Raw genomic sequence first — 23,385 nt, forward strand, 5'->3', positions numbered from 1 at the left:
CGCGCCGAGGTCTCAGTACCCCAGCCTGCCGGCCTGATCTGCGACTGGGGATCCGATCCCACGCGGATGGACGGCCCCGACCCGAGCCGGCAATGGCCATAGGGGGCGGGCTCGAGCGCTCCTCGCTGCCACGCCGTGGCAAGTCGCGGACAACAAAGGGGGATCCTTTCGGGTAGCGGTAACGGTCGCTGCGGTGCCCATAGGAGGGCATGCAGATGTTTCTGGCTACGGCTTGCGAAACGGATGTCCACGCCGTCCCTGGCCGAGCGATGAATCGGGCGCCGGCGACCGAAGTCAGAAGTCGATGGCGATGTCTTCGTAGGCATCCAGTTCGTACTCGACGGTTCTCAAGGCCCCCTCCACCGCGCGAGGGTCCTCATCGCTTAGATCCAGTGCAATCTGGTGGCCTACGAAATGAGTCGCACTGGACAGAGCTGTTCGGACGTCGTCCTGGCTACGCATTCGCGTGGCCACCTCGGCGAAGCCGTACTGTCCCCGCTCCCCCGCTGTCACGTGCGTGAAGCCGTCACGAATGCCCTTGAACTCCTGCCATTCCCGGCGCCACCGTTCGAGAGTGGTTGGAGGAACAACCGACCGCATGTCGCGGATCAAGTGACCCACGCTCGTGAGCAGGTTCAACGCCCCGGGCTGCGGGTGAAGCCCGTCGGCGAGTCCGCAAGCTCGCCACAGGATCGAACTACCGAGCATCTCTGGCCACTCGCCGTCACCGGACGGCAGGTCCATCACGTGCTGGACCAAGCCGTCATAGGCCAGCCTGACATTAGGGTTGGACGGCTCGACGGAAAACGCGACCGGCAGCGTCCGGTCGTAGTCGCCGACCACCTGCCCCAGCGCCCAGGCCACCAGCGCCGGCCGGCTGACGCGATCGACGAGGCGGTGTGGCGCTCCGTGGGCACCGACCTTTGGACGGATCCGCTCCAGAATCTCCGTCTCCAGTTCGATGCACGGTCCTGCTCCCCGCAGGCCCGCTGCTATCCAGGCGGCCAGGAACGTGTGCTCATCCCCAGCCGGCTCGAAGAGGGCGTCGGTGGGAAAAGCCTGCTCGATGCGGAGGTCCCACATCCGCTGGTACCGGTCGATCGTGACTTGGAGCCAGTCCAGGTCGCGTCCGAGGGCATCCAGACGGTCCTCCAGCTGCCGTTGGCAGCGCGCACGCAGTCCCCGGTAGATCTCCGCGTAGACGATGGGAACAAAACCAGGCGCTAGCCCCACAGAACCTGCTCCAGCTTCTCGGCCAGCAAACGGCGGTCGGCTGGTTGGAACCGCGCGGGGGCGGTGAAGGCCTCCGCGGGCACGGGCAGCTCCTCGAGCGCGGCCCTGGTCAATCTGGGGATCATCCCGGTGACCAGCGCGGACCGAAGGGCCTGGCCGGTTTCGCTGCCCAGGTATCGCGCCAGCGGGTCCCCGTACTCGGGGGCGCGCGGCCGCAGCAACAGAACGCCGCTCCCCGCGATGGCCGACTCGCGGACGACCGCGACGCGCCCGCGCACCCCCACCTCGACGACGGCTACGTCCCCTGGCTGCGCCTCGATCCCGGTGGAGGGGTCGGCGAAGCGGGTCACCCCGGTTCCATCGACCGACTTGCCGTTCAGCACCGGCCGCGTGCCCGGCCGTGGCACGGGATAGGTGTCCCGCGGATTGCGACCGGTGACGACGTCGGCGTAGGCCTCCAGGGGCGTGCCGTCCTCCAGTGGGCGCGGGTTGGGGGTCGTCAGTTCAAGTCGCCAGTCGCCGGTGGCCGGCAGCCCGGTCACCCGCCACCAGCTGCGTACGACCGGCTCACCAACTTCCGTGGCCACCGCCAGGAACGGCTCCAGCCGGCGGTAGACATCGGCGTTCACGGGCGGCGGCATGGGCACCGGCATCGCCGCCAGGCCCATCAGTGTCGGCCGAGGCACGGTGCCCGCGCTGTGCCCCTGACGCAACTGAAGCCCGCGCTGCGACGACAACACTGCCCACAGCCACGCCGCCGGAACGCCTGGCATGGGGCGCATCGCGGCGAAGTTAGCGAACGCAAGGCCCGAGTGCTCCGCGGAGAGGAGCACGCACGGACGGTCTCCGGCCAGTGGCACCAGAACGTCGCCGGGTCGGGCGCCGCGCCCTGCGGCCTGCACCCGAAGCACGGGTCTGCTCGCCGACGCACGGCGACCGCTGGCGACGGCACCGGTCCGCAGGTTGACGTCACCGGGCCGGATCAGCGGCTCGTCCTCGACCGCCAGGTCGGTGGGCCCGAAGATCTCAGCGACCTCCCCCAGGCGTCGGACCTCGATGTCGTTCCAGAGCAGCGACACATCGGCGGTCAGCAGCCGTGGCACATCCCACGTTCCCTCGCCCCGCAGGTCGACAAGCTGCGACGTCATCGGGACTCCTCATCCCCCTCGGACGCGTCAAGCTGTGCGCCGACAGACATGTCGGAAGGACCGCCGCGCAGATGCGCCAGGCAGGCGCGCAGCACGTCGCTGTCCTCGTCCAGCTCGGCCGCCCAATTGGCCTCCAGCTGGGCGACGAAGGTCTCCCCTGGGGCGGCTCGATCCACCACCAGGACGACCGACGGGATCGCGGTTCCGCTGAAGGCGCCGCTGGGCAGGCCGATCAGGGCGGCCACTCGCCAGTTCTGCGCGAGGTAGGCCCGGTAACGCGCCGCCTCGCCCCCACGGAAGGTCCACCCGCGGCTCAGGTGGAGGACCGCGCGGCCACCCGGTCGGAGCTGGCTGAGGCACACGTCGATGGCGGCCAAGTCGCCATCTCGGGTCGCGTCGCCGCTGGCCAGCAGGCGAGGTTCGGGCAGGCGTAGCCCCGCTGGAGGCTGAGAGATCACCGCGTCAACGGGAGCCACCTCGGCGGTGAAGCTGTTCCCGAGCTCGAGGCGGAAGGGAAACGGACACAGCTGAGCGATAGCAGAACCGAGTTCGACGAGGGACGCATTCACGTCCATCCCGGAGAGCTCGACGACGCCGCCGTGAGCCGACGTGCGGTCGGCCGCCGCCCACAGGAACGAGCCGAGTCCGGCGAACGGATCTGTCACGCTGGAAGGCACGGTGTCGCCCAGCAGCCTGACCAGTGGCCCAGCAAGCGACGGTGGGCTCAGGAACTCCTCGAAGTGCGGGGCACGCACGAGGAAGTGACGGATCTCGTCCCTTACGACCTGCCAGACGAGTAGTGGGTCGACCGAGACGACCTGGTCGCCGCCCAGCGGAAGGCGGCCGTGGCCGCTCGCCGTCAGGTCCGCGATCAGCTGCCGGACCGCGGCGAGGGTGGGATGAGCCTCCCCGCCACGGAGTTGCTCGCTGAGGGCCCAGAGCCGGGCGCGAAGGATCACCGACAGCAGACCACGGTCCTGGAGGACGCCATCGGTCCTCTCCGGAAAAGGGAGCGAATCGACGTGAGCGAAGCCGCGCAGTCCCGGATCTGCGGCCAGCCAGCGATCTCCGGCCAACACGTAGTGGTGCCGGGTCCCGAGTACGTCTCGAATGAGTGCGAAGCGGTCGAGAAGGCCCTGCTCATCGAACCGGGCACTGCCCTTGACCTCTATCACGACATAGGGTCGCAGGCTGCCGGATTTATCCGACGTGAATCCAACGGCATCGAGCTCGTAACGCCGATCCCGCAGAGTCAACGGCATCCCCGCCAGCACCAGCGGATAGCCAGCGGATGACAAATCCCTTTGAGCCTTGTCCATCAACCCGCGTTCGTTTATCACTAACTCCCCCGTCTTTGTGGAAAGCCGCACAACATCTCATGGCCGAGCCGGTTGGTCAAGCGGCTCACCCGTATGGCCGACGGACGGCCGGCCGTCCGTCGGCTACGTCGACGTGGTCACGTCCGCCGCCGGGTGACTGTGCTGGGCGGTGAACGCCAGACTCGGCGGATCGGGGCCACGGCTAAGCGCCCGGAGGGCGAAGCGGATAAGTTGCTCGCCGTGCTGGCATACAGCGGTCCACGCGGGTGCCGGTTCGCCGCTTCCGATGAGCGCCGACATAAACCGTCTCCCGGTCTCGCGACTCGTCCCGGAAGCCATTGAGGCACCGAGCCGCAGCACGTGGAGCACCAGACTCAGACGATCCTGCTGAGTTGCTGCTCCGCCTCAGCCTGGATAGCGCGCAGCTCATCTGAGACAGCGCCACGGGCCGCAGCGGTGCTCCGGATTTCCGCGATCATCTGGTCGATCTCGGCGTAAGCCTCTCGGAAGGAGGGATCGATGCACTCTCGAAGGTCTTGGGCGGCCTGTTCGGCGATCTGGTCAGCGAGCGACAAGACGTCGAACACGAGTTGCCTTCGCCGCAGTTGGTCGGCTCGCTCCGCGGCGGCGCGTTGACGGTCGTCCTGCCAAGCCTGGAAGCCGTCCACCGCCAGCATCAGGTAGGGCAGCGCGCTGCTCGCATACCTGCCGATCTTGCCGACTGTGTCGGCGAATCTCACCGCCTCCCAAGGCGCGAATCGCTTTCCAAACTTGTGTCCAATGTTCAGGATCACCCGGTGCCCGAAGGTTCCCGAACTGTCCCGCAGACCAGACCCGGCACCCCACTGTTCATTGAACCGATTTAGCCATGGACCAATTTTTCTCAACCAGGGGGCGCCCTCATGGCTCGACCTCGCAGTCGCCTGGGGTCGAACACTAACGTCTCCAACCCGCGGGGAGGAGATAGCAACCTCAGGCTCACGTAGCGCCAGCGCCCGGGGGCTATCGTCGATTTCGGCGACTTCGGACATAAGGTCGGTCATCTGCTGCTCTACTACCGACTGCAGCTTCGTTCCGTACTCATTGGCGAGCGCAACCAATTGTTGCCGCAAGTCATCGGATAGTCGTTGCATCGCCTGCTCAGCGGCTGCCTCGTCGTTGCTCGATTCGGCGACTGCCTCGTCGCAGCGCACGAGATAGTCTTCGCCGACGCGCTGACAGTTGTACCGGAACTTGGCAGACAGGCTGCCAACCTGGTTGTCGATGCGAAGGCGTCGATCGCTAAGGGCCCGACGCTGACGCCCGAGGAGGCCGAGTGCGGCAGCCTCCGAAGGGTCTGCGACCACTAAGGCCTCGGCCTCGGCACATAGCGACTTGACGAGCTGATAGGGCGCAGCTAACGCCGCGAGTTCACCGGATTGTCGACTCAGTTCGTTCAGTACTTGGCGGAGGTTGTCGATGTTGGACGCCTTGCGCATCTGCTCGCCCCGTGCCGGACGCTCTAGAGATCTCAGGTAGAAGTCGGCATCGGTCTCAACGACAGGGAGCTCGAGGCCCGGGTTCTGCAGCGCCTGGCGGACGGCTTCCTCCCGGACCCCGGGGGCCGCTGGCATCGTTCCCGACTTGGTGATCACAACGATCGTCTGCCTTGCACGATTGCCGTCGATCACAACCCGGCGCAGGTACTGCGCACACGCGTCGTCGAACAGCTCGACCGATACCGCAAACACGACAAAGTGCGCGGTCGCCAGCGCCTCCGTGGCGAGATCGTCGTGATCGCGAATCCCCGCCTGGACTCCGGGAGTGTCGGTCAGGAGGACGACGCCGTCCCAGTCATAGTCCTTGACGGCGTCAGTCGCCGGCCTGGCGTCGATGACCACGTCGGCTGCGCCATCGGTCAGCGCCTTGATCAAGGTCGATTTTCCGCTGCTGAACTGGCCAGTGAACACGATCCGGGGGACTGGCCCTGGGCTGCGGGTCGCTCGCTCGGCTAGGTCTGGAGCCGGGATGTCGGCGAGAAGCTCACGCAGTCTCGCAAGCAGTTCGTCAGCTCTCAGCGCGAGCTCGTGCAAGAGCACCTTGGTCAAGACAGCCCCTCCTGTTGTGGGTCGGTCACGAGCACCGGATGTCGCAGGTGCGCCTGCGCTATGTCGCCCCACGCTTGGCGAATTCCAGCTGTGACTTGGTCTTCCAGGATTGTGATGGTGGTTCTGGCCGCCGAGGGCCGGCGGAGCCCGAGCGGAGAGCTGCAGAGGCCCATGATCACCCGCAGAGCATCGACGGCCGGCGCTGATGCGTTGGCGGGCGTGGCTGTGAGTGGCTCGACGGTTGGCCCGACCAGGCAGAGTGCGACCTCGGTGAAGGCCGGCTCGGACAGCTCCACGACCGTGGCGACTCCCTGCAAGCGCGTCGCCCGTTGCACCGAGTCGGCCGCGCGGAAGTGACCATGGGATCGGAGGATCGCCTTGGCGGTCGCGCTGTCGAGCTCGGAGCGCACTTCGTCCAACTCCTGTCCGCAGGACGCCCACTCTGAGAGGACGAGCTGCAGACGGCACAGTTCTGTGCTCAGGACTGCGTGACTCTCGAGAATCCGATCCGTCCAGGCTTTCCGTGAGTCCGCCAGGCTCTTCTCGGATGAACTGGCGAGCCCGTCCAGTGTCTCTGCAGTCCAGCGTTCAATGCGCTCTCGGCGCCTGCGAAGGACCTCTGCTTCTCCATGGATCACCGTATCGATCCATCCCGCCACCGGACGGCTCAACCGGCTTAGCCCGAAGCCAACCGCCGCCAGCGCCACAGCCGGGACCTGGACCGGCGCCAGGAGGATGAGCGCGGGGGCAAGAGCCAGCCCGACCTTCAGCGCCCGGTTGACCCATACGTTCGAGAAGCTGGGGACTTCATCGTCGCCGAGTCCGCCGGTCGGTGCATGCGCCCATTCGGCGTCGACATCCTTGGCGATGTGATCGAGCCGCTGAACGAGGCGCGCGTGTGCGTCGCCGAAGAGCTTCTCCAGTTCGCCTGAGAGTTCTTGGACTTCACGCTTCCACGCGTCGGCTACCTCACCGTCTAGGTCGACATGCAAGTGCCATGAACGACGGAAGGAGATCGCGTCTGCAACGGCTGCTTCAAGGTTCTCCAGCTCCGCGTCGATAGCACGGAGACTGCGGCCTCGGAGGTCGCTTGCCCGCTTTTCTTCGGCTGCGATGGCCGCGAGGAGGGCGGCGTGGGCGCTTCCTACCCCTGTCAGGGCCTCCAGGATCGGCGTTCGCACGGCGTCGACGTCACGGATGATCCGACGCTGAAGGGCCAGTGATCGTCGTTCCCGCTCTAAAGTGGCAAGGAGACGGTTGACTCCGCTGAGGGTTTCGAGCGTGGCCGATTCACTGCGTGGGCGGTTCCCGCACCTCGCGAGGAACGCGGCCTGGGCGTGGATGGCCAGTTTCGTTACTGGCTGCGCGCCCATGCGATTGAGATGCTCATCGAGCATCGCGAAGTGATCGTCCACCTCACGGAAGGCGATGCCTGGTTCCTCGAGAAAGTCAAGGTAGGCGAACTCATGGGTCAGGTCGAAGCGGCAGTTGAGAGCGACGATGATGGGTTTGCCCAAAGCGGCCAGCTGTTGCAGCGCTCTCGCGGTCTGTTCCTGTGTGGGGTCCGTAGCTGCCACCCACAGGATCAGATCCGCTCCCTGCACTGCCCCGAACGCGCGTTCATAGTCGGCCTGGCCATCGAGAGCGCCGACCCCAGGGGTGTCGATGAGCTCCACCTGCAGATCCGCGATGCGCCGGCTGTAAACATCACGCGAGAAGCGCTGCCGGCCGTCGCCAATGCGAGCGCCGTCCCCGCCGGTCAGAGCTTCAAGCAGTGTACTTTTCCCGGCTTGGGTGCGGCCCATTAGGGCCACTCGGAGAAAATCCTGATGCCCGTCGTGCGAACTTGGGGAGGCGCGGAGCTGGTTTAGCCAGCTCGACATCGGAGCCGCCAACTGGTCTAGCCGCAGCTGAAGTTGACCGGCGCCGTCGACTGGCTCGGCAGGCCGCGTTGCCGATGCCAAGGCGCGAGCGAGGCAGCTACTAGCCGTGGCGGCGGCAGCCGCTATTGCTGTGGTGAGACTCTTCCGAAAGTCGTAGGGATGCTCAGGGCCGAACCACGTCTGGCGAATGGTCGCACTCGTCGGCGTTGGGCTACGTCGCCGGATGGTGAGCTGGAATTCGCCTTGCGTCGCCGGCTCCCGTCGGTCCGGGGTGTCAGGCATAGTCGCCGTGTTCGCTGCGCCGCACGGTTCGGCGATCCGAGAGGGCCTCTGGTAGGCAGTCCGTGTACGCCTTCGTCGACGAAGCACCGGCTGCGCTTGCGGCGGGTGCACGGCGCACTGCATCGTGCACTCGCTGGCGAGGACTCACGTTCACCTCATCGGCAGGGAGCGGCAGCAACTGGAAGGCCAACGGTCCGGGATCGTCCGGAAGGGGAGCCTTCGGCCCGATCCCGGTGCTACAGGAGCTCGCTGGTGGCGCCATTGATCTCCAGACGCGCAGAGCAGTGATGGGCCCGGGTTCGAAGTGCTCTCAGCGTTCTCCGTACCGTCCTGCTCACCAGCCGGGGTAACGCTTGGCCCAGTTCGGCTCAGCGCCGTGGGCCCACGTCGTCTCGTACGTCCCCTTCCTGATCTCGTCAAGGGTCTCGTGGCCGCCGGGAGCCTCGGCGAGCTCGGCGATGAGGTCCCGTGCGAGCGTGTCGGTCACCCAGCCGAGGTCCAGGCGACTCACCACCGCTACTGGGAGTGCATCGACGCCGTGGAACGCCCCGAGAAGCGCTCCGCTCACCGCGGCTACTCCCCCGCCGGCCGTTGATCCCGCGAAGTCCAGCGCCTCGAAGATCTGTTCTGGCCGTCTGAAGGAGGTCATCACGTAGAGGGCGGCGCTGAGGGTGCTGATGGCAGTGCGGTCGACGCCATGGCGGCGCAGCACGGCACCGTCAGCCGGTGCGCGGTCCCCGTCGGCGGCCGCTTCGGCGTAGCGGTCCAGATGATGGGAGTCAGGATCGACGACCTCGATCATGCGGATGGCCTGCGCGATCCCAGCAGAGAGATCGTCGGCCGAGAGGAGCGTGGCTGCGATCAGGGCCGCATCGGCCGCCGTGATGAAGCCGCTCGGTGCTCCGTGCGTCAAGGCAGCGACATCGAGGCCCAAGTCGAACGTCTCGTGAGGTGGAGTTCCAAGCGCTCCTACGGGGAGGGCTCGGATGAGGCCGTGGTAACCCATGCTCTGGGTCACCTGCCTCCGCCGGGTGCCAGGCTGCCCCCGCTGCAGCGCCGCGACCGTTGCTGGCGCTGACCCGCGCCGCTCCCGAAGCGCCGGAACCTCAGCCAGCCAGCCGTCGGGCCAATGGCTTGCCGAGCCGGAGCCCCATTCCGCGTACAGGTGCGGGGCAGGGATCCCCTGGCCATAGGCCCACCGAGCGAGGGCGTGCCAGACGACGCCCGGGGGATGACAGATGCCCCTCTCCCGTTGACGCACGGACGCACGGATCAGCCCATCCACCGTGAACAGGGCGAGTTGCGTTCCAACACCGCTGAGCAGCGGGGCCGCTCCGTCCGGGACAGAGTGCCGTGCCCCCAGAGCCTCCCCGACCGCGAGGCCCAGCATCATCCCTCGCACGCGTCGGGCCCGTAGCCCTGTCGTAGCACCCTCCGTCATGGTGATTCCGCCTTCCGCCCTGCCGCAGTGATCGGTCGCCATCGGGCTCCGTGCCTTTCGATGTCAAGGCCGATCAGCGGACGGCTCGCTGCAGCTCATCCGGCAAACGCTTGGTGTGCAGGACGGCCAGACTGCGGTTTGCTCTCGTCAGGCTGGTGTAGAGCAGCCCATGCCGACCGAGGTTCCGGGGAAAGTCGGCCGGGTCAACCACGATGACGGCATCGAATTCCAGCCCGCGGGCGTCGTGCGGCGACAGGCACCGAATGCTCCTGCCGTCCTTGACATAGGTGTCGCTCCCAGCCGACCTAGCTGCCCAGCCGTGAGTGACGAAGGCCCTGCGTAGCACCGCGGGGTCGACGGCGATGGCCGCCAGTGTTCCGTCGCCATGCGTCTGCAGCAATTGCGACGTCGTGGCGACCAGGTCGTCAGCCAGGCTGCTCGGCGTGGTCTTCCGGATGAGGGGTGAGTCACCGTCGACCTGTACGGGGACTCCGGTCCTCTCTCTGGCAGGAAGCAGCCGCCCGGCGAAGCGCTGGATGGCGGCCGTTGAGCGAAACACGCTGCGGTAATCCTCGACTCGGGCGTGGCCCTCGTCGTCTTCGGCGCCGATGGCTGTGGCGATCTGCGCCCATGTGGCGTAGCAGCAGTCGGATCGGCGTTGGTTCATGTCCCCGAGCAGGGTCCATCCCTGACCGTCGTTGAGGCGGGCCAGAATGCGCCATTCCATCGGCCGCACGTCTTGCGCTTCGTCGATGATCATGTGCTCGTAGAGCCGCCCGGGGGATGTTCGCGCGCTTAGGGCGCAGTAGGCGAGCAGCGGCGTGAACCGTGCCTGGGTCCGGGCGACCTTCCAGTCCGGCAGCTGGCGGAGGTACGCGGCCCACTCCCCCGGTGCTGTCTCGTTGCCGTCCTTGAGGGCGGTATAGAGGCGCTGGGCGAGAAGGCTGGGGTCAACGCCGGGATGCAGCTCGCCGTGGGCTCGTAGTCGAGCCGCGGTCTTGTCGACGAGGGTGGCCAGCTCGTCGTCATAGTCGCGATAGTCCTCGCGGCCCGGCGCTGCGGCGTGCCGCAGGTCGGGTAGGAGCGTTCTGAGCAGGCTGTGGAGACTGTGCAGCTCGACCGCGTCCGTCGTCACCAGGCTAGCCAGCGCCTGTTGAGCGTGTGCCACGTAGTTGGTGGTCGGGCCAAGCAAGAGAATCCGTCCGGCGAGTGGGCCCCCATCCCGTTCGTTGTGTGCCAGGTAGGCGGCGCGGTGGATCGCCACAATGGTCTTGCCGGCGCCGGGATGGCCCTGCACGATGAGCGGTCGCGCCGGATCCCACTTGACCAGGGCGTGTTGGCGCGGCTGGAGCGTGGCGAGGACCTGTTGCAGCGCGGGTTGCCGAGGTGCGGCGAGCGCCTTGCGGAGGGCCGTGGAGTGGCGGAGGTTCGCAGTGTCGGTGGGCTGCGCCTTGGCGGGGGCGACAGGTAGGCGGGGCTGTGGTTGCTGGGGCTGCGTGCCAACCGGACGAGCGGCGGGCTGCGTCGCAGCTTCAGCGGAGGCCGCGGAGGGTCTCGGTGCGGGAATCGGGGGGCGACTGATCCGAAGGGGTGCTTTGCGGTCGAACGCCGTCGGTCCCTCCGAGTTGTCGTGGCGCTCGTCGTCGAAATCGATGATCTCGTCGGCCCGGTGCCGGAAGCTTCGGGTGACCTGCACCTTGCCGGCGAGAGGCGCGTAGACCTCGTCGCCGTAATAGGCATCAGCGATGGGCGCAGCCCAGCTGACGACCTGGACGTCTCCGTCATCCATGCGCCAGGGACCGACGTAGAAGGAGTCGGTGCCTAGATCGTCGAAGGCCCCGCTCAAACCGACCCGGCCGACGATGGGCTGCACCGTGGGGCGATCGAGTCGCGGGCGGCCGGTGCCGGTCCACCGGGCGCTGGCGGGTACGGCGATGGGCACTGTCCTGCCGGACCGTTCTTCCAGCCATTGCAGGTAGCGGCGGTTGCGTGCCTGTTCGTCGGTGAGGGCGCCGACGCGCTGAGGGGTCGTCATGGAGTGACTTCCAACAGGCATACGGCCAAGGGGGTGACCGACAGGTTCGGAGAGCCGATGTGATCCAGCTCCGCCATCATCTGCTGATGGCTCAGATCCGCCCGCTGTAGCTGTCGGTCGAAGAGCGTCGCACCGCGTTCCTTGCCTCGCTCGCGCGCCGTCTGACCGCGCCGCCGGATCGCCTCTCGCCGTCGCTTGTGCTGTTCGCCGAGGAGGACCTTGCGGGACTGCATCAGCGCCTCCGCTTCGGCCCCTCGACGCTCGGCCTGCTCAACCATGCGCTGATCCATGCGTGACTGGAGGTCAGCGACGAGGTCGCTGAGCCCCTGAGGCATGTCCCGGGGACCTTCGTGCCAGTCACCGCTCGCCAGCCGGGAGAGCAGGAGGTCGACGTATTCGTTCGACTGACGATCGTGGTGACCGGCAGACCGAAGCGTCGCTCGACCTGGTGCGGGACATCCGAACCGAGCCAGCGTGAGACCCGCTTGGGCAGGGTCGCCACGATGACCTCGTCGAAGTCGTGGTCGCTGAGGGCCTCCTCGATGCCCTCCAGCGGATGGGGACTGCCCAGATGCCCCTCGGCCTCGACACCCAGCTCGGCCAGTTCGGCCAGGATCCGCGACAGTCGCTCCCGGGCCTCCTCGGTCGCCTCCTCGTCGGTCTCGGGCCCGCCGTAGCTCGTGGCCATGCTCGGCATGGGGACGAGGCCACCGGCGGCCGGCACGACGTGGTAGTGCGCCGCCCGGGTGTTGGGCACGAGCACGTAGAACGAGGACTCACCCGCCACCGCGCGCTTTCGGATCTCCTCCCGGAGTTCCCGCCCACCGAGGGTCTGGTTCGCGACGACGAGATATCTGCGCATGTGATCGACCTCCGCCTGTCGACCTAGGGAAGTCTAGGAACCTGACCTGCCGCCGGGCCAGGGATTCGCCCGCCGTGCGGGGAGACGAGCGTCGGAACGGTCGTCAGCCGGAGTGACCACCACCGCCACGGACTGCCGCGGCGTCGGCGTGCATCTCCTCCAGCTCGACGCCCTTGGTCTCCCGCACCCAGCGCAGAACGAAGACGAAGGACAGCACCGCGCACACGGTGTAGAAGCCGTAAGCCAGGCCGAGGGACGCCTCGCTCAGCACCGGGAAGCTGACCGTGATCAGCCAGTTGGCCACCCACTGGCCGCCCGCGGCGAACGCCAGCGCCGCGGCGCGGATCCGGTTCGGGAACTTCTCGCCCAGCAGTACCCAGACCACCGGCCCCCAGGACATGCCGAACGCGACGACGAACAGGTTCGCCGCGAGCAGCGCGATCGGGCCGGTCGCACCCGAGAGCACCGGGTTGCCCTCGGCGTTCAGCGGTGCGGTCCCGAAGATGACCGTCAGGGTGCCGAGCGTGACCGCCATGCCGACCGAGCCGATGAGCAGCAGCGGCTTGCGGCCGAAGCGGTCGACGGTGGCGATCGCGATGAGCGTGGTCGCGATGTTGACCACGGAGGTGATGACGGTGATGACGAAGGCGTTGTTCTCGCTGAAGCCGACGGCCTCCCACAGGATGTTCGAGTAGTAGAAGATCACGTTGATCCCGACGAACTGCTGGAAGACCGACAGCCCCAGGCCCACCCAGACGATCGGCAGCAGCCCGGTCCGCGGGGCGCGCAGGTCGGCCCACGACGGCGGCTTCTCGCGCTGCATGGTCTCCCGGATCCGGTTGATCTTGATGTCGAGACCGCGCTCGCCGAGCAGGGTGCTGAGGATCCGCCGCGCCTCGGGGATCCGGTGTGTGGCGATGAGATAACGCGGCGACTCGGGGATGGTCATGGTCAGCAGGCCGTAGACGATGGCGGGGACCGCCATTGCGAGGAACATCCACCGCCACGCCTCGAGGCCGAACCAGAACGGCTCCCGCGACCCACCGGCCGCGGCCGCGAAGAGGAAGTCGACCAGCAGGGACAGGAAGATGCCGGTGACGATGGCCAGCTGCTGCAGCGAGCCCAGACGACCTCGGATCCGCGCCGGGGCGACCTCCGCGATGTAGGCCGGGGCGATGACCGATGCGACACCCACGCCCACGCCGCCGATGATCCGCCCGATGACCAGGACCACCAGGTTGGGCGCGAACCCGGTGACCAGCGCGCTGATGAAGAACAGCACCGCGGCCACCTTCATGGTGAACAGCCGGCCGAAGCGGTCGGCAAACCGGCCGGCGGTCAGGGCACCGGCCGCGGCGCCGAGCAGGGCCGAGGCCACGGCGAAGCCCAGTGGGCCGGGGGCCGCGTTGAACCGGTCCTCGACGGCGGCGACGGCACCATTGATGACCGCGCTGTCGTAGCCGAACAGGAAGCCGCCCAGCGCGGCCACGGACGCGATCCGCACCGCGCTGCGACCGCTGCCGGTGTCCGTCTCGTCGTAGATGGACGCGTGCTGATCAAACGAACCGTGCTCGCTCACCGGATCCCCCTCCGCCGTCCCCCGCGCTACACCGTGTGCCGCCTGGCCGTGCCGTCTGACAATCCCCGCGCGTCCTCTCCTCCGTACTGCCTCACCGGCGTCGTGCGAGGTCGGCGGCACCGACGATCCCGGCCTCGGGGCCGAACTCGGCGAGCCGGACGGCCGGCACCTGCCGGTACGCGCGCGCCGTGATCCGCTCCTGCAGCGACCGCTCTGCGGGCTCGCGCAGCAGCTCCCCGGCGGCAGAGACCCCGCCGCCGAGGACGAACACCTCTGGGTCCAGGACCGCGGTGAGGGCGGCCATGCCCTGACCGAGCCAGGTGCCGATCACCCGGAACGCCTCCAGCGCGGCCTCGTCCCCGTCCTGGGCCGCGCGCGTGACATGCAGCCCGGTGATCGCCTCCGGCCGGCCACCGGCCAGCTCCAGCAACCGACCGGCGATGGCCGGCGAGACCGTGGCGAGCTCCTGGGCCTCGAGGATGAGCGCCCGGCCGCTGGCGTAGCGCTCCCAGCAGCCGCGGCCGCCGCAGCCGCACCGCCGTCCGCCCGGCTCCACCGTCACGTGCCCGAACTCCGCGGCGATGCCCTGCCGCCCCCGGTACAGCTCCCCGCCGGTCACCAAGCCACCGCCGAGGCCGGTCCCGACCGTGAGGACGACGAGGTACTGCTGCCCCCGCCCGGCACCGAAGCGGGCCTCGGCCCAGGCCGCCGCGTTGGCGTCGTTCTCCACGATGACGGGCAGGCCGCACCGCTTCTCGACGTTGACGCGCAGCGGCTCGTCGCGCCAGGCCAGGTTGGGCGCGAAGACCACGGTGGACCGGGCGGCGTCGACGAACCCGGCCGCCCCGATGCCGACGGCCTCGACCTCGTGGGTGGCCTGCAGCTCCCGGACGACGTCGGCGATGATCTCCTCGATCCTGGCCGGGTCGTGCGACGGCGTGTCGCGCCGGGCACTGGCCACGATGCCGCCCTGCTCGTCGACCAGACCGGCGGCGACCTTGGTGCCGCCGATGTCCACGCCGATCGCGAGTGCCATGGTCGCCCCCCGGTCGTGGGTGCGGTGTGGTCCAGAGCACTGTGGACTCTGCTCCCTCACCGCACCCGGTGCCACCGGAAGCCCGTCCGGCAGAAGGGCGGCGCGGTCGTGTCCTCGGGCTGCCGGTCCCCCGTCTGGTGGTCGGACCGGAGTGCCTAGGACGGCCGGCTCCGGTGGCTCCCACGGTCGTCCCCGGCTCCGGTTCCGATGAGGGGACCCATGCGAGCATGATGTGACTCGGTTCACAGGACGGCCTCGTTCGAGGCTCGGAGCCATACGTGCGTCCACCACGGGGACAACAGGTCGTCGAGGCCCTCCGGGGTGGCTGAGGAGGTGCGGGATGGCGGAGCCGAGGATCCTCGGGATCGTGCTGGCCGGTGGTGCGGGCACACGGCTCGCGCCGTTGACCGAGGACCGGGCCAAGCCCGCCGTACCGTTCGGCGGCCTCTACCGGCTGATCGACTTCGCCCTGTCCAACCTCGTCAATGCGGGCATCCTCAAGATCGCTGTGCTCACGCAGTACAAGAGCCACAGCCTCGACCGCCACATCACGACGACGTGGCGACTGTCGAACCTGCTCGGCAACTACGTCACCACGGTGCCGGCGCAGCAGCGCCTCGGCCCGCGCTGGTACACCGGCTCGGCCGACGCGATCCTCCAGTCGCTGAACCTCATCAACGACGAGCGCCCCGACCTCGTCGTCGTCTTCGGTGCCGACCACGTGTACCGCATGGACCCGGGGCAGATGTGGCGCCAGCACCTCGACGGGGGCGCCGGGGTGACGGTTGCGGGCATCCCTGTGCCCCGTAAGGAGGCCACCGCCTTCGGCGTCATCCAGACGGCGGACGACGGGCAGCGGATCGAGGCCTTCCTGGAGAAGCCCGCCGATCCGCCCCCGCTGCCCGGCCGCCCCGACGAGACCTTCGCGTCCATGGGCAACTACGTCTTCAGCACCGAGGCGCTGCTCGACGCCCTGCGTACGGACGCCGCCGACGAGGACAGCAAGCACGACATGGGGGGCAACATCGTCCCGATGCTGGTCGGGCAGGGTGCGGCGCAGGTGTACGACTTCAACGGCAACGACGTCCCCGGGGAGAAGGCCGGCACCGAGCGCTACTGGCGTGACGTCGGCACGCTGGACTCCTACTTCGACGCCCACATGGACCTCTGCGCGACGATGCCGGCGTTCGACCTCTACAACGAGCGCTGGCCGATCCTCACCCACATCCCGTCCCGACCGCCGGCGAAGTTCGTGCACGACGATGGCGACCGGGTCGGCCGGGCGATCAGCAGCATCGTGTCGAACGGCGTCATCGTCTCCGGCGGCTCCGTCCGTGAGTCGGTGCTCTCCCCCGGCGTCGTCGTGCACAGCTGGGCGTCCGTCGAGCGGTCCGTGGTCCTGGACGGCACGCACGTCGGCCGCCGGGCCGTGGTCCGCGACGCGATCGTCGACAAGAACGTCCGCATCGGCGAGGGCGTCGTGATCGGCGTCGACAAGGACGACGACCGCGCCCGTGGCCTCGTGGTCTCCGACGCGGGCATCACCGTGGTCGGCAAGGGACGGGAGATCATGAAGTGAGTGCAGACGCCGGCGACCGGCCGGAGTTGCGTCACTGACCCGTCGGTCGACGTCCCCGTGGCCGTCGCGGTCCTGGCGATCGGCGCCGGCGGTGCGCTGACCCCGCTCGAGACGACGGCGCCGATGACAGTGGACGAGACCGCGATGCGCAGGGCCCGGCAGATCGGTTGGCCACCGATGGGCTCACAGCGCGCCCGATGATCCAGCGGCCGGTCGTCCGATGCGTGTGCGTATGTAGCGAGTCGCCCCTCGGACACCGAGTTGAACCCCACGGCTCGCAGCCGTGGGGTTCCATCGTTCATGGAGACACCGCGCTGTTCCTGGTGGCTCCAGCGAGCACCTGCTGCGGACCGCGTTCGGACGCAGTAGCGCAGGCGACTACCCAGTGGGCTCTCCGTCCGCAAAGCCCTGGTGACCTTCGCGTTTGCGTGGTGGGATGCCCGGACCAGAGGAGCCGTGCTCGTGCACCGGTACCCCTGCACGAGTGCGCCAGCCGTCGGTGGGTGCAGTCGCCAGGAGGAGCGGAGGCCGTCATGACCAATGGAACAGCACGGGTATCGGTCTGCCTGGGCTTCGACTTCGACGCGATCTCGTTGTGGATCGGGTCGATGGGGTCCACCAGCCCGAGCATGATGTCCAGAGGCGAGTTCGGCGCGGCGGCGATTCCCCGCATCCTCGACCTGCTGAAGCGTTACGACGTGCGGGCGACGTTCTGCATCCCCGGGCACAGCGTCTACGCCTATCCGGACCTCGTTCGCCGCATCCGCGACAGCGGCCACGAGCTGGGTCACCACGGCTGGGTCCACGAGAACCCGCAGAAGTTCGACCGGGAGGGGGAGCGGCGGAACCTGGAGCGTGGGTTCGAGGCGTTCGACAAGGTGGTCGGCGTCCGCCCGAGCGGCTACCGCTCCCCCGCCTGGGACTTCAGCGAGAACACCATCGATCTGCTGCTCGAGTTCGGGTTCGAGTACGACTCGAGCTGCATGGGTAACGACGTCCACCCGTACTACCTGCGGCAGGGGGACAAGGCGTCCCCGACGGAGCCGTACGTCTTCGGTCAGCCGGTGGAGCTGGTCGAGGTACCGGTAACCTGGGGCCTGGACGACTTCCCGCCCTTCGAGTTCGTGTGGGGCAGTAATTCCGGCCTCACCAGCCCCTCCGACATCGAGGAGATCTGGCGCGGCGACTTCGACTACGCCTACCGGCACGCCGACGGGGACGGCGACGGCGCGGTGTACGCGCTGACGATGCACCCGCAGGTGATCGGCCGGGGGCACCGCATGCTCATGCTCGAACGACTCCTGCAGCACATGTCCGGCCACGACGGCGTCGCCTTCGAGACGATCAGCGAGTTCGTGGACAGGTGGAAGGCCACGCACCCGCTCGACCAGTGGAAGACCGAGCATCCCGAGTACGCCGAGCCCGGACTGCGCGGCGCTTCCTGACGCCGCCACGGACGCGGCGTCCCGTCGTCGAAGGGATGGGTGGCGTGACCACCGACGCGGACTACGAACTGCCCGGTCTCGAAGGCCCGGCCGAGATCCTGATCGACCGCTGGGGCGTCCCGCACATGTACGCCTCCACGCTGTACGACGTCTTCCGCGTGCAGGGGTTCAACGCCGCCCGCGACCGGTTGTGGCAGCTGGACTTCTGGCGCCGCCGAGGGCTCGGCCTCCTCGCAGAGGTGTTCGGCCCGTCGATGATCGAGCGCGATCGCGCCTCCCGGCTCTTCCACTACCGCGGGGACATGCATCCGGAGTGGCTGTCGTACGGCTCGGACACCAAGCGGGTCGCGACCGCGTTCGTCGACGGCGTCAACGCCTACGTCCGCCTGGTCCTGCAGGACCGGGAACTGCTACCGCTGGAGTTCCGGGAGCTGGGCTACGAACCGGCGCTGTGGGCGCCGGAGGACTTCGCGCGCATCCGGTCCAACGGGCTGTACTACAACCTCGACTCCGAGATCGCGCGCGCCCTGATCCTGCGCGACCACGCCCCCCGCGTCGAGGACCTGCGCCGGCGTCGTGAGCCGCCCGTCGATCTGGTGGTCCCCGAGGGTCTGGACCTGTCGCTGATCCCGGACGACGTCCAGCGGATCTACCGCCTGGCGATCGACCCACCAGACCTCACCGGCATCAGGGAGCCGGCGCTGCAGGGCAGCAACAACTGGGTGCTCGCCCCTCACCGGACGACGACCGGGCGACCGCTGTTGGCCAATGATCCCCACCGGGCGCTGTCGGTCCCCTCGTTGCGCTACGTGGCGCACCTGTCGGCGCCCGGCCTGGACGTGATCGGCGCCGGCGAGCCCGCTCTGCCGGGGATTTCCATCGGTCACAACGGACGAATCGCGTTCGGCCTGACGATCTTCTCGATCGACCAGGAGGACCTGTACGTCTACCGGACGAATCCGGAGAACCCGTTGGAGTACCGCTACCAGGACCGCTGGGAGCCGATGCGGGTGGTCCGTGACACGGTCAGGGTCAAGGGGAGCGAGGACATCGAGGTCGAGCTGCGGTATACCCGGCACGGCCCGGTCATCCACGAGGACGCCGAGCGCCACACCGCGTTCGCCGTCCGGGCGGCCTGGCTGGAGCCGGGGACGGCTCCCTACCTCGGGAGCATGGACTACATGCGGGCGACGAACTGGGACGAGTTCCTCGCCGCGATGAACCGCTGGGGTACGCCGCCGGAGAACCAGCTTTTCGCGGACCCGGCGGGGGACATCGGCTGGAAGCCGGCGGGGCTCACCCCGGTCCGGCCCAACTGGAAGGGCACTCTGCCGGTGCCCGGCGACGGGCGCTACGAGTGGGCCGGCTTCCGCGACATGGACGAGCTGCCGGTCGCGAGCAACCCGGAACGCGGTTGGCTGGCTACCGCGAACGAGATGAACCTGCCCGAGGACTACCCAGCGCACGACAAGGTGATCTCGTTCGACTGGTACCCCTCGTCGAGAGCCGAGCGGCTCGCCGAGGTCTTCAGGGGCGACCGGCGGTTCTCCCTGGAGGACTGCGTGCGGCTGCAATCGGACTTCGTCAGCCTTCCAGCCCGCCGGATCCTCCGGCGACTGGCCTCTGTGACGGCCGACGACGACCCCCCGAACGGCGCGCTGCGGCTGCTCACGAGCTGGGACGGCGACCTCTCCCCGGAGTCAGCTCCGGGCGCACTGTTCGAGGTCTGGTATCGACGCCATCTCCGGCCCGCACTGATGCGTGCGGCGGTAGCGCGACTGGTACCGCCCGATCAGGTGGACACCGTCGTGAGGAAGGTGACACCCGAGGAGAGCCTCCTGGCCGACCCCCGGACGGACCTGGCGATCCTCGAGCACCCCGTCGACTGGTTGGGTGAGGACGGCGAGGCGGTGCTCGACGAAATCCTGCAGTCGACCCTGGCACCGGCTGTCGCCGAGGTGGAGGAACTGCTCGGCCCGGACCGCGGGACATGGGCGTGGGGACGGCTGCACGTCTCCCGCCTCGCGCACGCGCTGGCCCCGTTGATGAGCGAGGACACCCGGGCGCGCTTCGCGGTCGGACCCGCGCCGCGCGGCGGAAGCGGTGACACCGTCGGCAACACGGCCTACCTCGCCGACACGTTCGTGCAGACCGGCGGAGCGACCTTCCGCATCGTCGTGGACGTCGGCGACTGGGACGGCTCTCTGGTCATGAACAGCCCAGGGCAGTCGGGCGACCCCGACAGCCCGCACTACTCCGATCTATTCGATGCCTGGAGCCGTGGGCAGGCGTTCCCGCTCTGCTACAGCCGTGCGCGTGTCGAGGCAGTGACCGAGCGGCGTATCCGTTTGCGCCCGCTCGTTGAGCCCGGAGAGCCGCAGAGCTGAGCCCCAGCGGTTCGGCTCGCGGACGATGACCGCTGCACCCATGCGTCCCCGGGCGCAGCGGCTGGTGCGCGTGTTCATGCCGAGGTCCTGAGGCGTGTGCGGATGGAGCAAGTCCCCCCTCGGACACTCTCCCGCCCCGGCGTTCCTGCAGGTGAGAAGCCCGGGGCGTTCGCATGGAAGGACTCTCGAGGCCCTCGTGACACCCGCGTGATACTTCGCGCCACGGATCAGCTCTCGAGGAGCGCGGCGAAGCGGTCGGCCGCCTCGCAGCCCATGCCGGGGTGCACGTGCTGGTGGACGGTGAGCGCGAAGGTGGTGCTCGCGTGGCCAAGGGGCTCCGAGACGACCTTGACCGGCACGCCGCTGGCCAGCAGCAGGGTGGCGTCGATGGGGTGGAGGTCGTGCAGCCGGATCACCGGTGAGCGTTCCTCGCCCAGCGCCTCGGCGACTTCGGGCCGGCGAAGCGGCGGGAGAACCACTCCGGGTGCCGTTGGTGCCGTCGCGGTTGCTGAGAACGCGGGCCCCACAGCGCCTCCGCAACCTGCAGGCCGCTGGCTGCGGTCCGGATCAGCGAGGCGTCTTCACGTTGAGTGACGCCTCAGACGTGGTGTACGCGATCTTCGGTCTGGCAGTGTTCGCGCAGCCAGGTGGCGAACTCCCCGGGGTCAGCGGCGCGGGCGTCAGCGAGGTGAGCCCGCCGACGGTCTCGACCGACCGCTGCTCGCTGGCGGTGGTGCGCCTCCGAACGACCTTGATCCCGCCCGGTACTCAGGTGGTGGAGGAAGGAGGTCACCGGCGACCCCAGCGGATGTCTCCGGCGGCCCTTCACCACCCTGGGCACCGCTTCCAGCACGGCAGTCAGCTGATGATGGGTCCCCCAACCTCCGATGGAAGTCAGGCGCTGTGGCGGATTGCTCCAGATACCGCCTCCGCCCTGCGTCCTCCCGTCGGCTTTCAGCATGTGGAACGCCGCCCCACGGCCACCTGGCCGATGACACCGACGGGCCCTCACCGATCCTGGTCGTGGACCTCGCCGGAGGCGTGCACCCCGTCGAGGCCGGTTGTGCCGGGCCCGGAGCTCGTCGGCGGGACAGCGGGGCGGGCCGCGTTGCGGACGACCGCGTCGTTGACCGCCCGGACCTGGTCGAAGTCCATCTTCTCCACCCGCCGGTCATACGTGAGGAAGCCGTTGACCTCGTGCTCGATGTCGGTGATCTGGGTGTAGACCGCGCCGCTGATGCCGCGCTGCTGCGCGATCGGGATCAGCTCACGCTGGTTTTCCACGTACAGCCTGGTGAGCTCGTCGCTGTTCTGCGCCATCTGGTACCCGTGACCGTCCTCGAACCACATGTGGCCGGGTACCTCGAGCCCGAAGCCACCGTGCTCGCCGTCGACGGCCACGCGGCGGTCGTCGGGCGTGGGGTCGGCGGGACCGGTGTAGGCGTGCCAGTCGATGACGTGGCCGCGGCCGCTGTCGCCGTGCGAGGCGCAGCAGTTCACGCCGCTGTGGGCGTTCACGAGCCGGGTGGGGTCCTGGGCCGCGACCGAGTCGGCGATCCGCCCGGTGGCCTCCCTGCTCCACTCGCCCCAGCCCTCGTTGAAGGGGATCCACCCGATCACCGAGGTCCAGCTGTCGTGCTGGTCGATGATGTCGTGCAGCTGACGCTCGAACTCGGCCTGTGCGTCCGACGGCGGGATCCCACCCGCCCGCATGGACGGCATGTCCTGCCAGACCAGCATGCCGAGCGTGTCGGCGTGGTGGTACCAGCGGTCCGGCTCGACCTTGACGTGCTTGCGGATGGCGTTGAACCCGAGACGCTTGGCCTCGGCCACGTCGAACCGCAGCGCCTCGTCCGTCGGTGCGGTGTATATGCCGTCCGGCCAGAAGCCCTGGTCCAGAGTCGACATGACGAAGAAGACCTCGTGGTTGAGCGTGATGCGGAGGCGGCCGTCCGCATCCCGGACGGTCCCGATCTCCCGCATGCCGACGTAGGACCCCACCCGGTCGACCTCCTGGTCCCCGTCCAGCAGGGTCACCTCCAGGTCGTAGAGGAACGGGTCGTCGGGTGACCACAGGTGGGCGTCCGGGACCTGCACGTCCAGGGGCCGGCCGGGCGCTCCCTCCGCGGTCGCGACCTGCACGTCGCCGTCCCTGACCACGGCGCGGACCGTGAGGCCGGTGGCGTCCCCGCCGGTGTCCACGGTCAGCGTGAGCGTGTCGGTGTCGACGTCCGTGACCGTGTCGAGGTCCGCAACGAACGCGCGGGCGGTGACGGGTTCCATCCACACCGTCTGCCAGATGCCGGAGGAGCCGGTGTAGAAGATGCCGCGGTCCGGAACGTTCCGCTGTTTGCCGACCGGCTGCCACGTCGCGTCGGTGCGGTCCTCGACACCGACGACGATCTCCTGGGGACCCGAGGGCGCCAGGGCATCGGTGACGTCGACGGAGAACCCGCTGTAGCCACCGGTGTGCTCGGCGACCTCGGTGCCGTTCACCCACACGGTGGCCGCGTGGTCGACGGCGCCGAAGTGGAGACGCAGCCGCTGACCGTCCCCGACCTGCCAGGACGTCGGGACCTCGAACGTCCGCCGGTACCACATGTGGTCCTCGTGCCGCTCGATGCCGGACAGCGCCGACTCGGTCGGGTACGGCACCAGGATGCTCTCGGCGAGGTCCTCGCCGACGGGTGGTACCTCCCCCGCCGAGGCGCCGGCGAACTGCCACACCCCGTTGAGGTTCTGCCAACGGGCCCGCGTCAGCTGCGGCCGCGGGTACTCCGGCAGCGCGTTGCTCGGCGAGACCTGGTCGGTCCACGGCGTCGTCAGCGGCGGCTGGCCCATCTGCCAGCCGTTGTCGTCGTCCGACGGCTGGGCCGCCGCGGTGAGCACGAAGGCCGACCCCACCATGCCTGCCGCTGCGAGCAGTGCGGCCGCTCTCCGCCGGAATCGCAAGAGAATCGTCATGCCTCTCCCCTGTCGTCTTCGCGCACCGACGTCTTCGACGCCCCGGACGCCCCGTGGTCCAGGGCCGCTACAGAGACCTGAGATGGGCCTGCGAGCCGGACTTCG

The 23,385-nt window shown here is 68.6% G+C and carries 16 protein-coding genes; 3 read left to right on the top strand and 13 right to left on the bottom strand.

Going from position 1 to position 23,385, the window contains the following annotated elements; all coding sequences use genetic code 11:
- Positions 1–294 precede the first annotated feature (294 nt).
- From ACI78Z_RS04175 to ACI78Z_RS04225, 11 genes are all read right to left on the bottom strand, one after another.
- Entirely contained in the window at positions 295–1,233 is a 939-nt protein-coding gene (locus ACI78Z_RS04175) for a hypothetical protein (protein ID WP_457035259.1), read from the bottom strand.
- Positions 1,224–2,381, bottom strand: coding sequence for a hypothetical protein (locus tag ACI78Z_RS04180; RefSeq protein ID WP_457035260.1), 1,158 nt, complete (start codon positions 2,379–2,381; stop codon positions 1,224–1,226). Before ACI78Z_RS04180 ends, ACI78Z_RS04175 begins: the two co-directional genes overlap by 10 nt.
- Entirely contained in the window at positions 2,378–3,721 is a 1,344-nt protein-coding gene (locus ACI78Z_RS04185) for an HsdM family class I SAM-dependent methyltransferase (RefSeq protein ID WP_457035261.1), read from the bottom strand. Before ACI78Z_RS04185 ends, ACI78Z_RS04180 begins: the two co-directional genes overlap by 4 nt.
- A 353-nt stretch (positions 3,722–4,074) precedes the next feature.
- Positions 4,075–5,778, bottom strand: a complete 1,704-nt coding sequence (locus ACI78Z_RS04190; RefSeq protein ID WP_457035359.1) for a GTPase domain-containing protein — start codon at positions 5,776–5,778, stop codon at positions 4,075–4,077.
- A gap of 5 nt (positions 5,779–5,783) precedes the next feature.
- Entirely contained in the window at positions 5,784–7,592 is a 1,809-nt protein-coding gene (locus tag ACI78Z_RS04195) for a GTPase domain-containing protein (protein ID WP_457035262.1), read from the bottom strand.
- Positions 7,593–8,286: 694 nt separating this feature from the next.
- Positions 8,287–9,435, bottom strand: a complete 1,149-nt coding sequence (locus ACI78Z_RS04200) for an ADP-ribosylglycohydrolase family protein (RefSeq protein ID WP_457035263.1) — start codon at positions 9,433–9,435, stop codon at positions 8,287–8,289.
- Between the two features lie 31 nt (positions 9,436–9,466).
- Positions 9,467–11,428, bottom strand: coding sequence for an AAA family ATPase (locus ACI78Z_RS04205; RefSeq protein ID WP_457035264.1), 1,962 nt, complete (start codon positions 11,426–11,428; stop codon positions 9,467–9,469).
- Positions 11,425–11,661, bottom strand: coding sequence for a hypothetical protein (locus ACI78Z_RS04210; protein ID WP_457035265.1), 237 nt, complete (start codon positions 11,659–11,661; stop codon positions 11,425–11,427). Before ACI78Z_RS04210 ends, ACI78Z_RS04205 begins: the two co-directional genes overlap by 4 nt.
- Positions 11,661–12,290 carry a hypothetical protein gene (locus ACI78Z_RS04215; protein ID WP_457035266.1) on the bottom strand — a complete coding sequence of 210 codons (630 nt, stop codon included), beginning with the start codon at positions 12,288–12,290 and terminating at the stop codon, positions 11,661–11,663. The genes ACI78Z_RS04210 and ACI78Z_RS04215 overlap by 1 nt, the downstream gene beginning before the upstream one ends.
- A 103-nt stretch (positions 12,291–12,393) precedes the next feature.
- The gene (locus ACI78Z_RS04220) at positions 12,394–13,869 is read right to left on the bottom strand and encodes a sugar porter family MFS transporter (protein WP_457035267.1); all 1,476 of its coding nucleotides are present in this window, start codon (positions 13,867–13,869) and stop codon (positions 12,394–12,396) included.
- Between the two features lie 91 nt (positions 13,870–13,960).
- Entirely contained in the window at positions 13,961–14,905 is a 945-nt protein-coding gene (locus tag ACI78Z_RS04225; protein WP_457035268.1) for an ROK family glucokinase, read from the bottom strand.
- Between the two features lie 340 nt (positions 14,906–15,245).
- Here ACI78Z_RS04225 and glgC point away from each other — a divergent pair, with 340 nt between their 5' ends.
- The 3 genes from glgC (at position 15,246) to ACI78Z_RS04240 (ending at position 20,316) form a co-directional block, all read left to right on the top strand.
- Complete coding sequence (gene glgC, locus ACI78Z_RS04230; RefSeq protein ID WP_457035269.1) at positions 15,246–16,484, top strand: glucose-1-phosphate adenylyltransferase; 1,239 nt, start codon at positions 15,246–15,248, stop codon at positions 16,482–16,484.
- 533 nt (positions 16,485–17,017) lie between these two features.
- On the top strand, positions 17,018–17,929 hold the full coding sequence (locus ACI78Z_RS04235; RefSeq protein WP_457035270.1) for a polysaccharide deacetylase family protein: 912 nt from the start codon (positions 17,018–17,020) through the stop codon (positions 17,927–17,929).
- A gap of 44 nt (positions 17,930–17,973) precedes the next feature.
- Positions 17,974–20,316 carry a penicillin acylase family protein gene (locus ACI78Z_RS04240; RefSeq protein WP_457035271.1) on the top strand — a complete coding sequence of 781 codons (2,343 nt, stop codon included), beginning with the start codon at positions 17,974–17,976 and terminating at the stop codon, positions 20,314–20,316.
- 227 nt (positions 20,317–20,543) lie between these two features.
- Here the strand turns inward: ACI78Z_RS04240 and ACI78Z_RS04245 are convergent, their stop codons facing one another.
- Positions 20,544–20,732, bottom strand: coding sequence for a hypothetical protein (locus ACI78Z_RS04245; RefSeq protein ID WP_457035272.1), 189 nt, complete (start codon positions 20,730–20,732; stop codon positions 20,544–20,546).
- 592 nt (positions 20,733–21,324) lie between these two features.
- Positions 21,325–23,280, bottom strand: a complete 1,956-nt coding sequence (locus ACI78Z_RS04250; RefSeq protein WP_457035273.1) for a glycoside hydrolase family 2 protein — start codon at positions 23,278–23,280, stop codon at positions 21,325–21,327.
- Positions 23,281–23,385 lie beyond the last annotated feature (105 nt).

The sequence above is a fragment of the Geodermatophilus sp. SYSU D01176 genome (assembly GCF_054050015.1).

Excerpts from the sequence above, each read along its gene's own strand:
- ACI78Z_RS04180 (WP_457035260.1), bottom strand. The coding sequence starts at position 2,381 with ATGACGTCGCAGCTTGTCGACCTGCGGGGCGAGGGAACGTGGGATGTG.
- ACI78Z_RS04195 (WP_457035262.1), bottom strand. The coding sequence starts at position 7,592 with ATGGGCCGCACCCAAGCCGGGAAAAGTACACTGCTTGAAGCTCTGACC.
- ACI78Z_RS04200 (WP_457035263.1), bottom strand. The coding sequence starts at position 9,435 with ATGGCGACCGATCACTGCGGCAGGGCGGAAGGCGGAATCACCATGACG.
- ACI78Z_RS04205 (WP_457035264.1), bottom strand. The coding sequence starts at position 11,428 with ATGACGACCCCTCAGCGCGTCGGCGCCCTCACCGACGAACAGGCACGC.
- ACI78Z_RS04210 (WP_457035265.1), bottom strand. The coding sequence starts at position 11,661 with ATGCAGTCCCGCAAGGTCCTCCTCGGCGAACAGCACAAGCGACGGCGA.
- ACI78Z_RS04215 (WP_457035266.1), bottom strand. The coding sequence starts at position 12,290 with ATGCGCAGATATCTCGTCGTCGCGAACCAGACCCTCGGTGGGCGGGAA.
- ACI78Z_RS04225 (WP_457035268.1), bottom strand. The coding sequence starts at position 14,905 with ATGGCACTCGCGATCGGCGTGGACATCGGCGGCACCAAGGTCGCCGCC.
- glgC (WP_457035269.1), top strand. The coding sequence starts at position 15,246 with ATGGCGGAGCCGAGGATCCTCGGGATCGTGCTGGCCGGTGGTGCGGGC.
- ACI78Z_RS04235 (WP_457035270.1), top strand. The coding sequence starts at position 17,018 with ATGACCAATGGAACAGCACGGGTATCGGTCTGCCTGGGCTTCGACTTC.
- ACI78Z_RS04250 (WP_457035273.1), bottom strand. The coding sequence starts at position 23,280 with ATGACGATTCTCTTGCGATTCCGGCGGAGAGCGGCCGCACTGCTCGCA.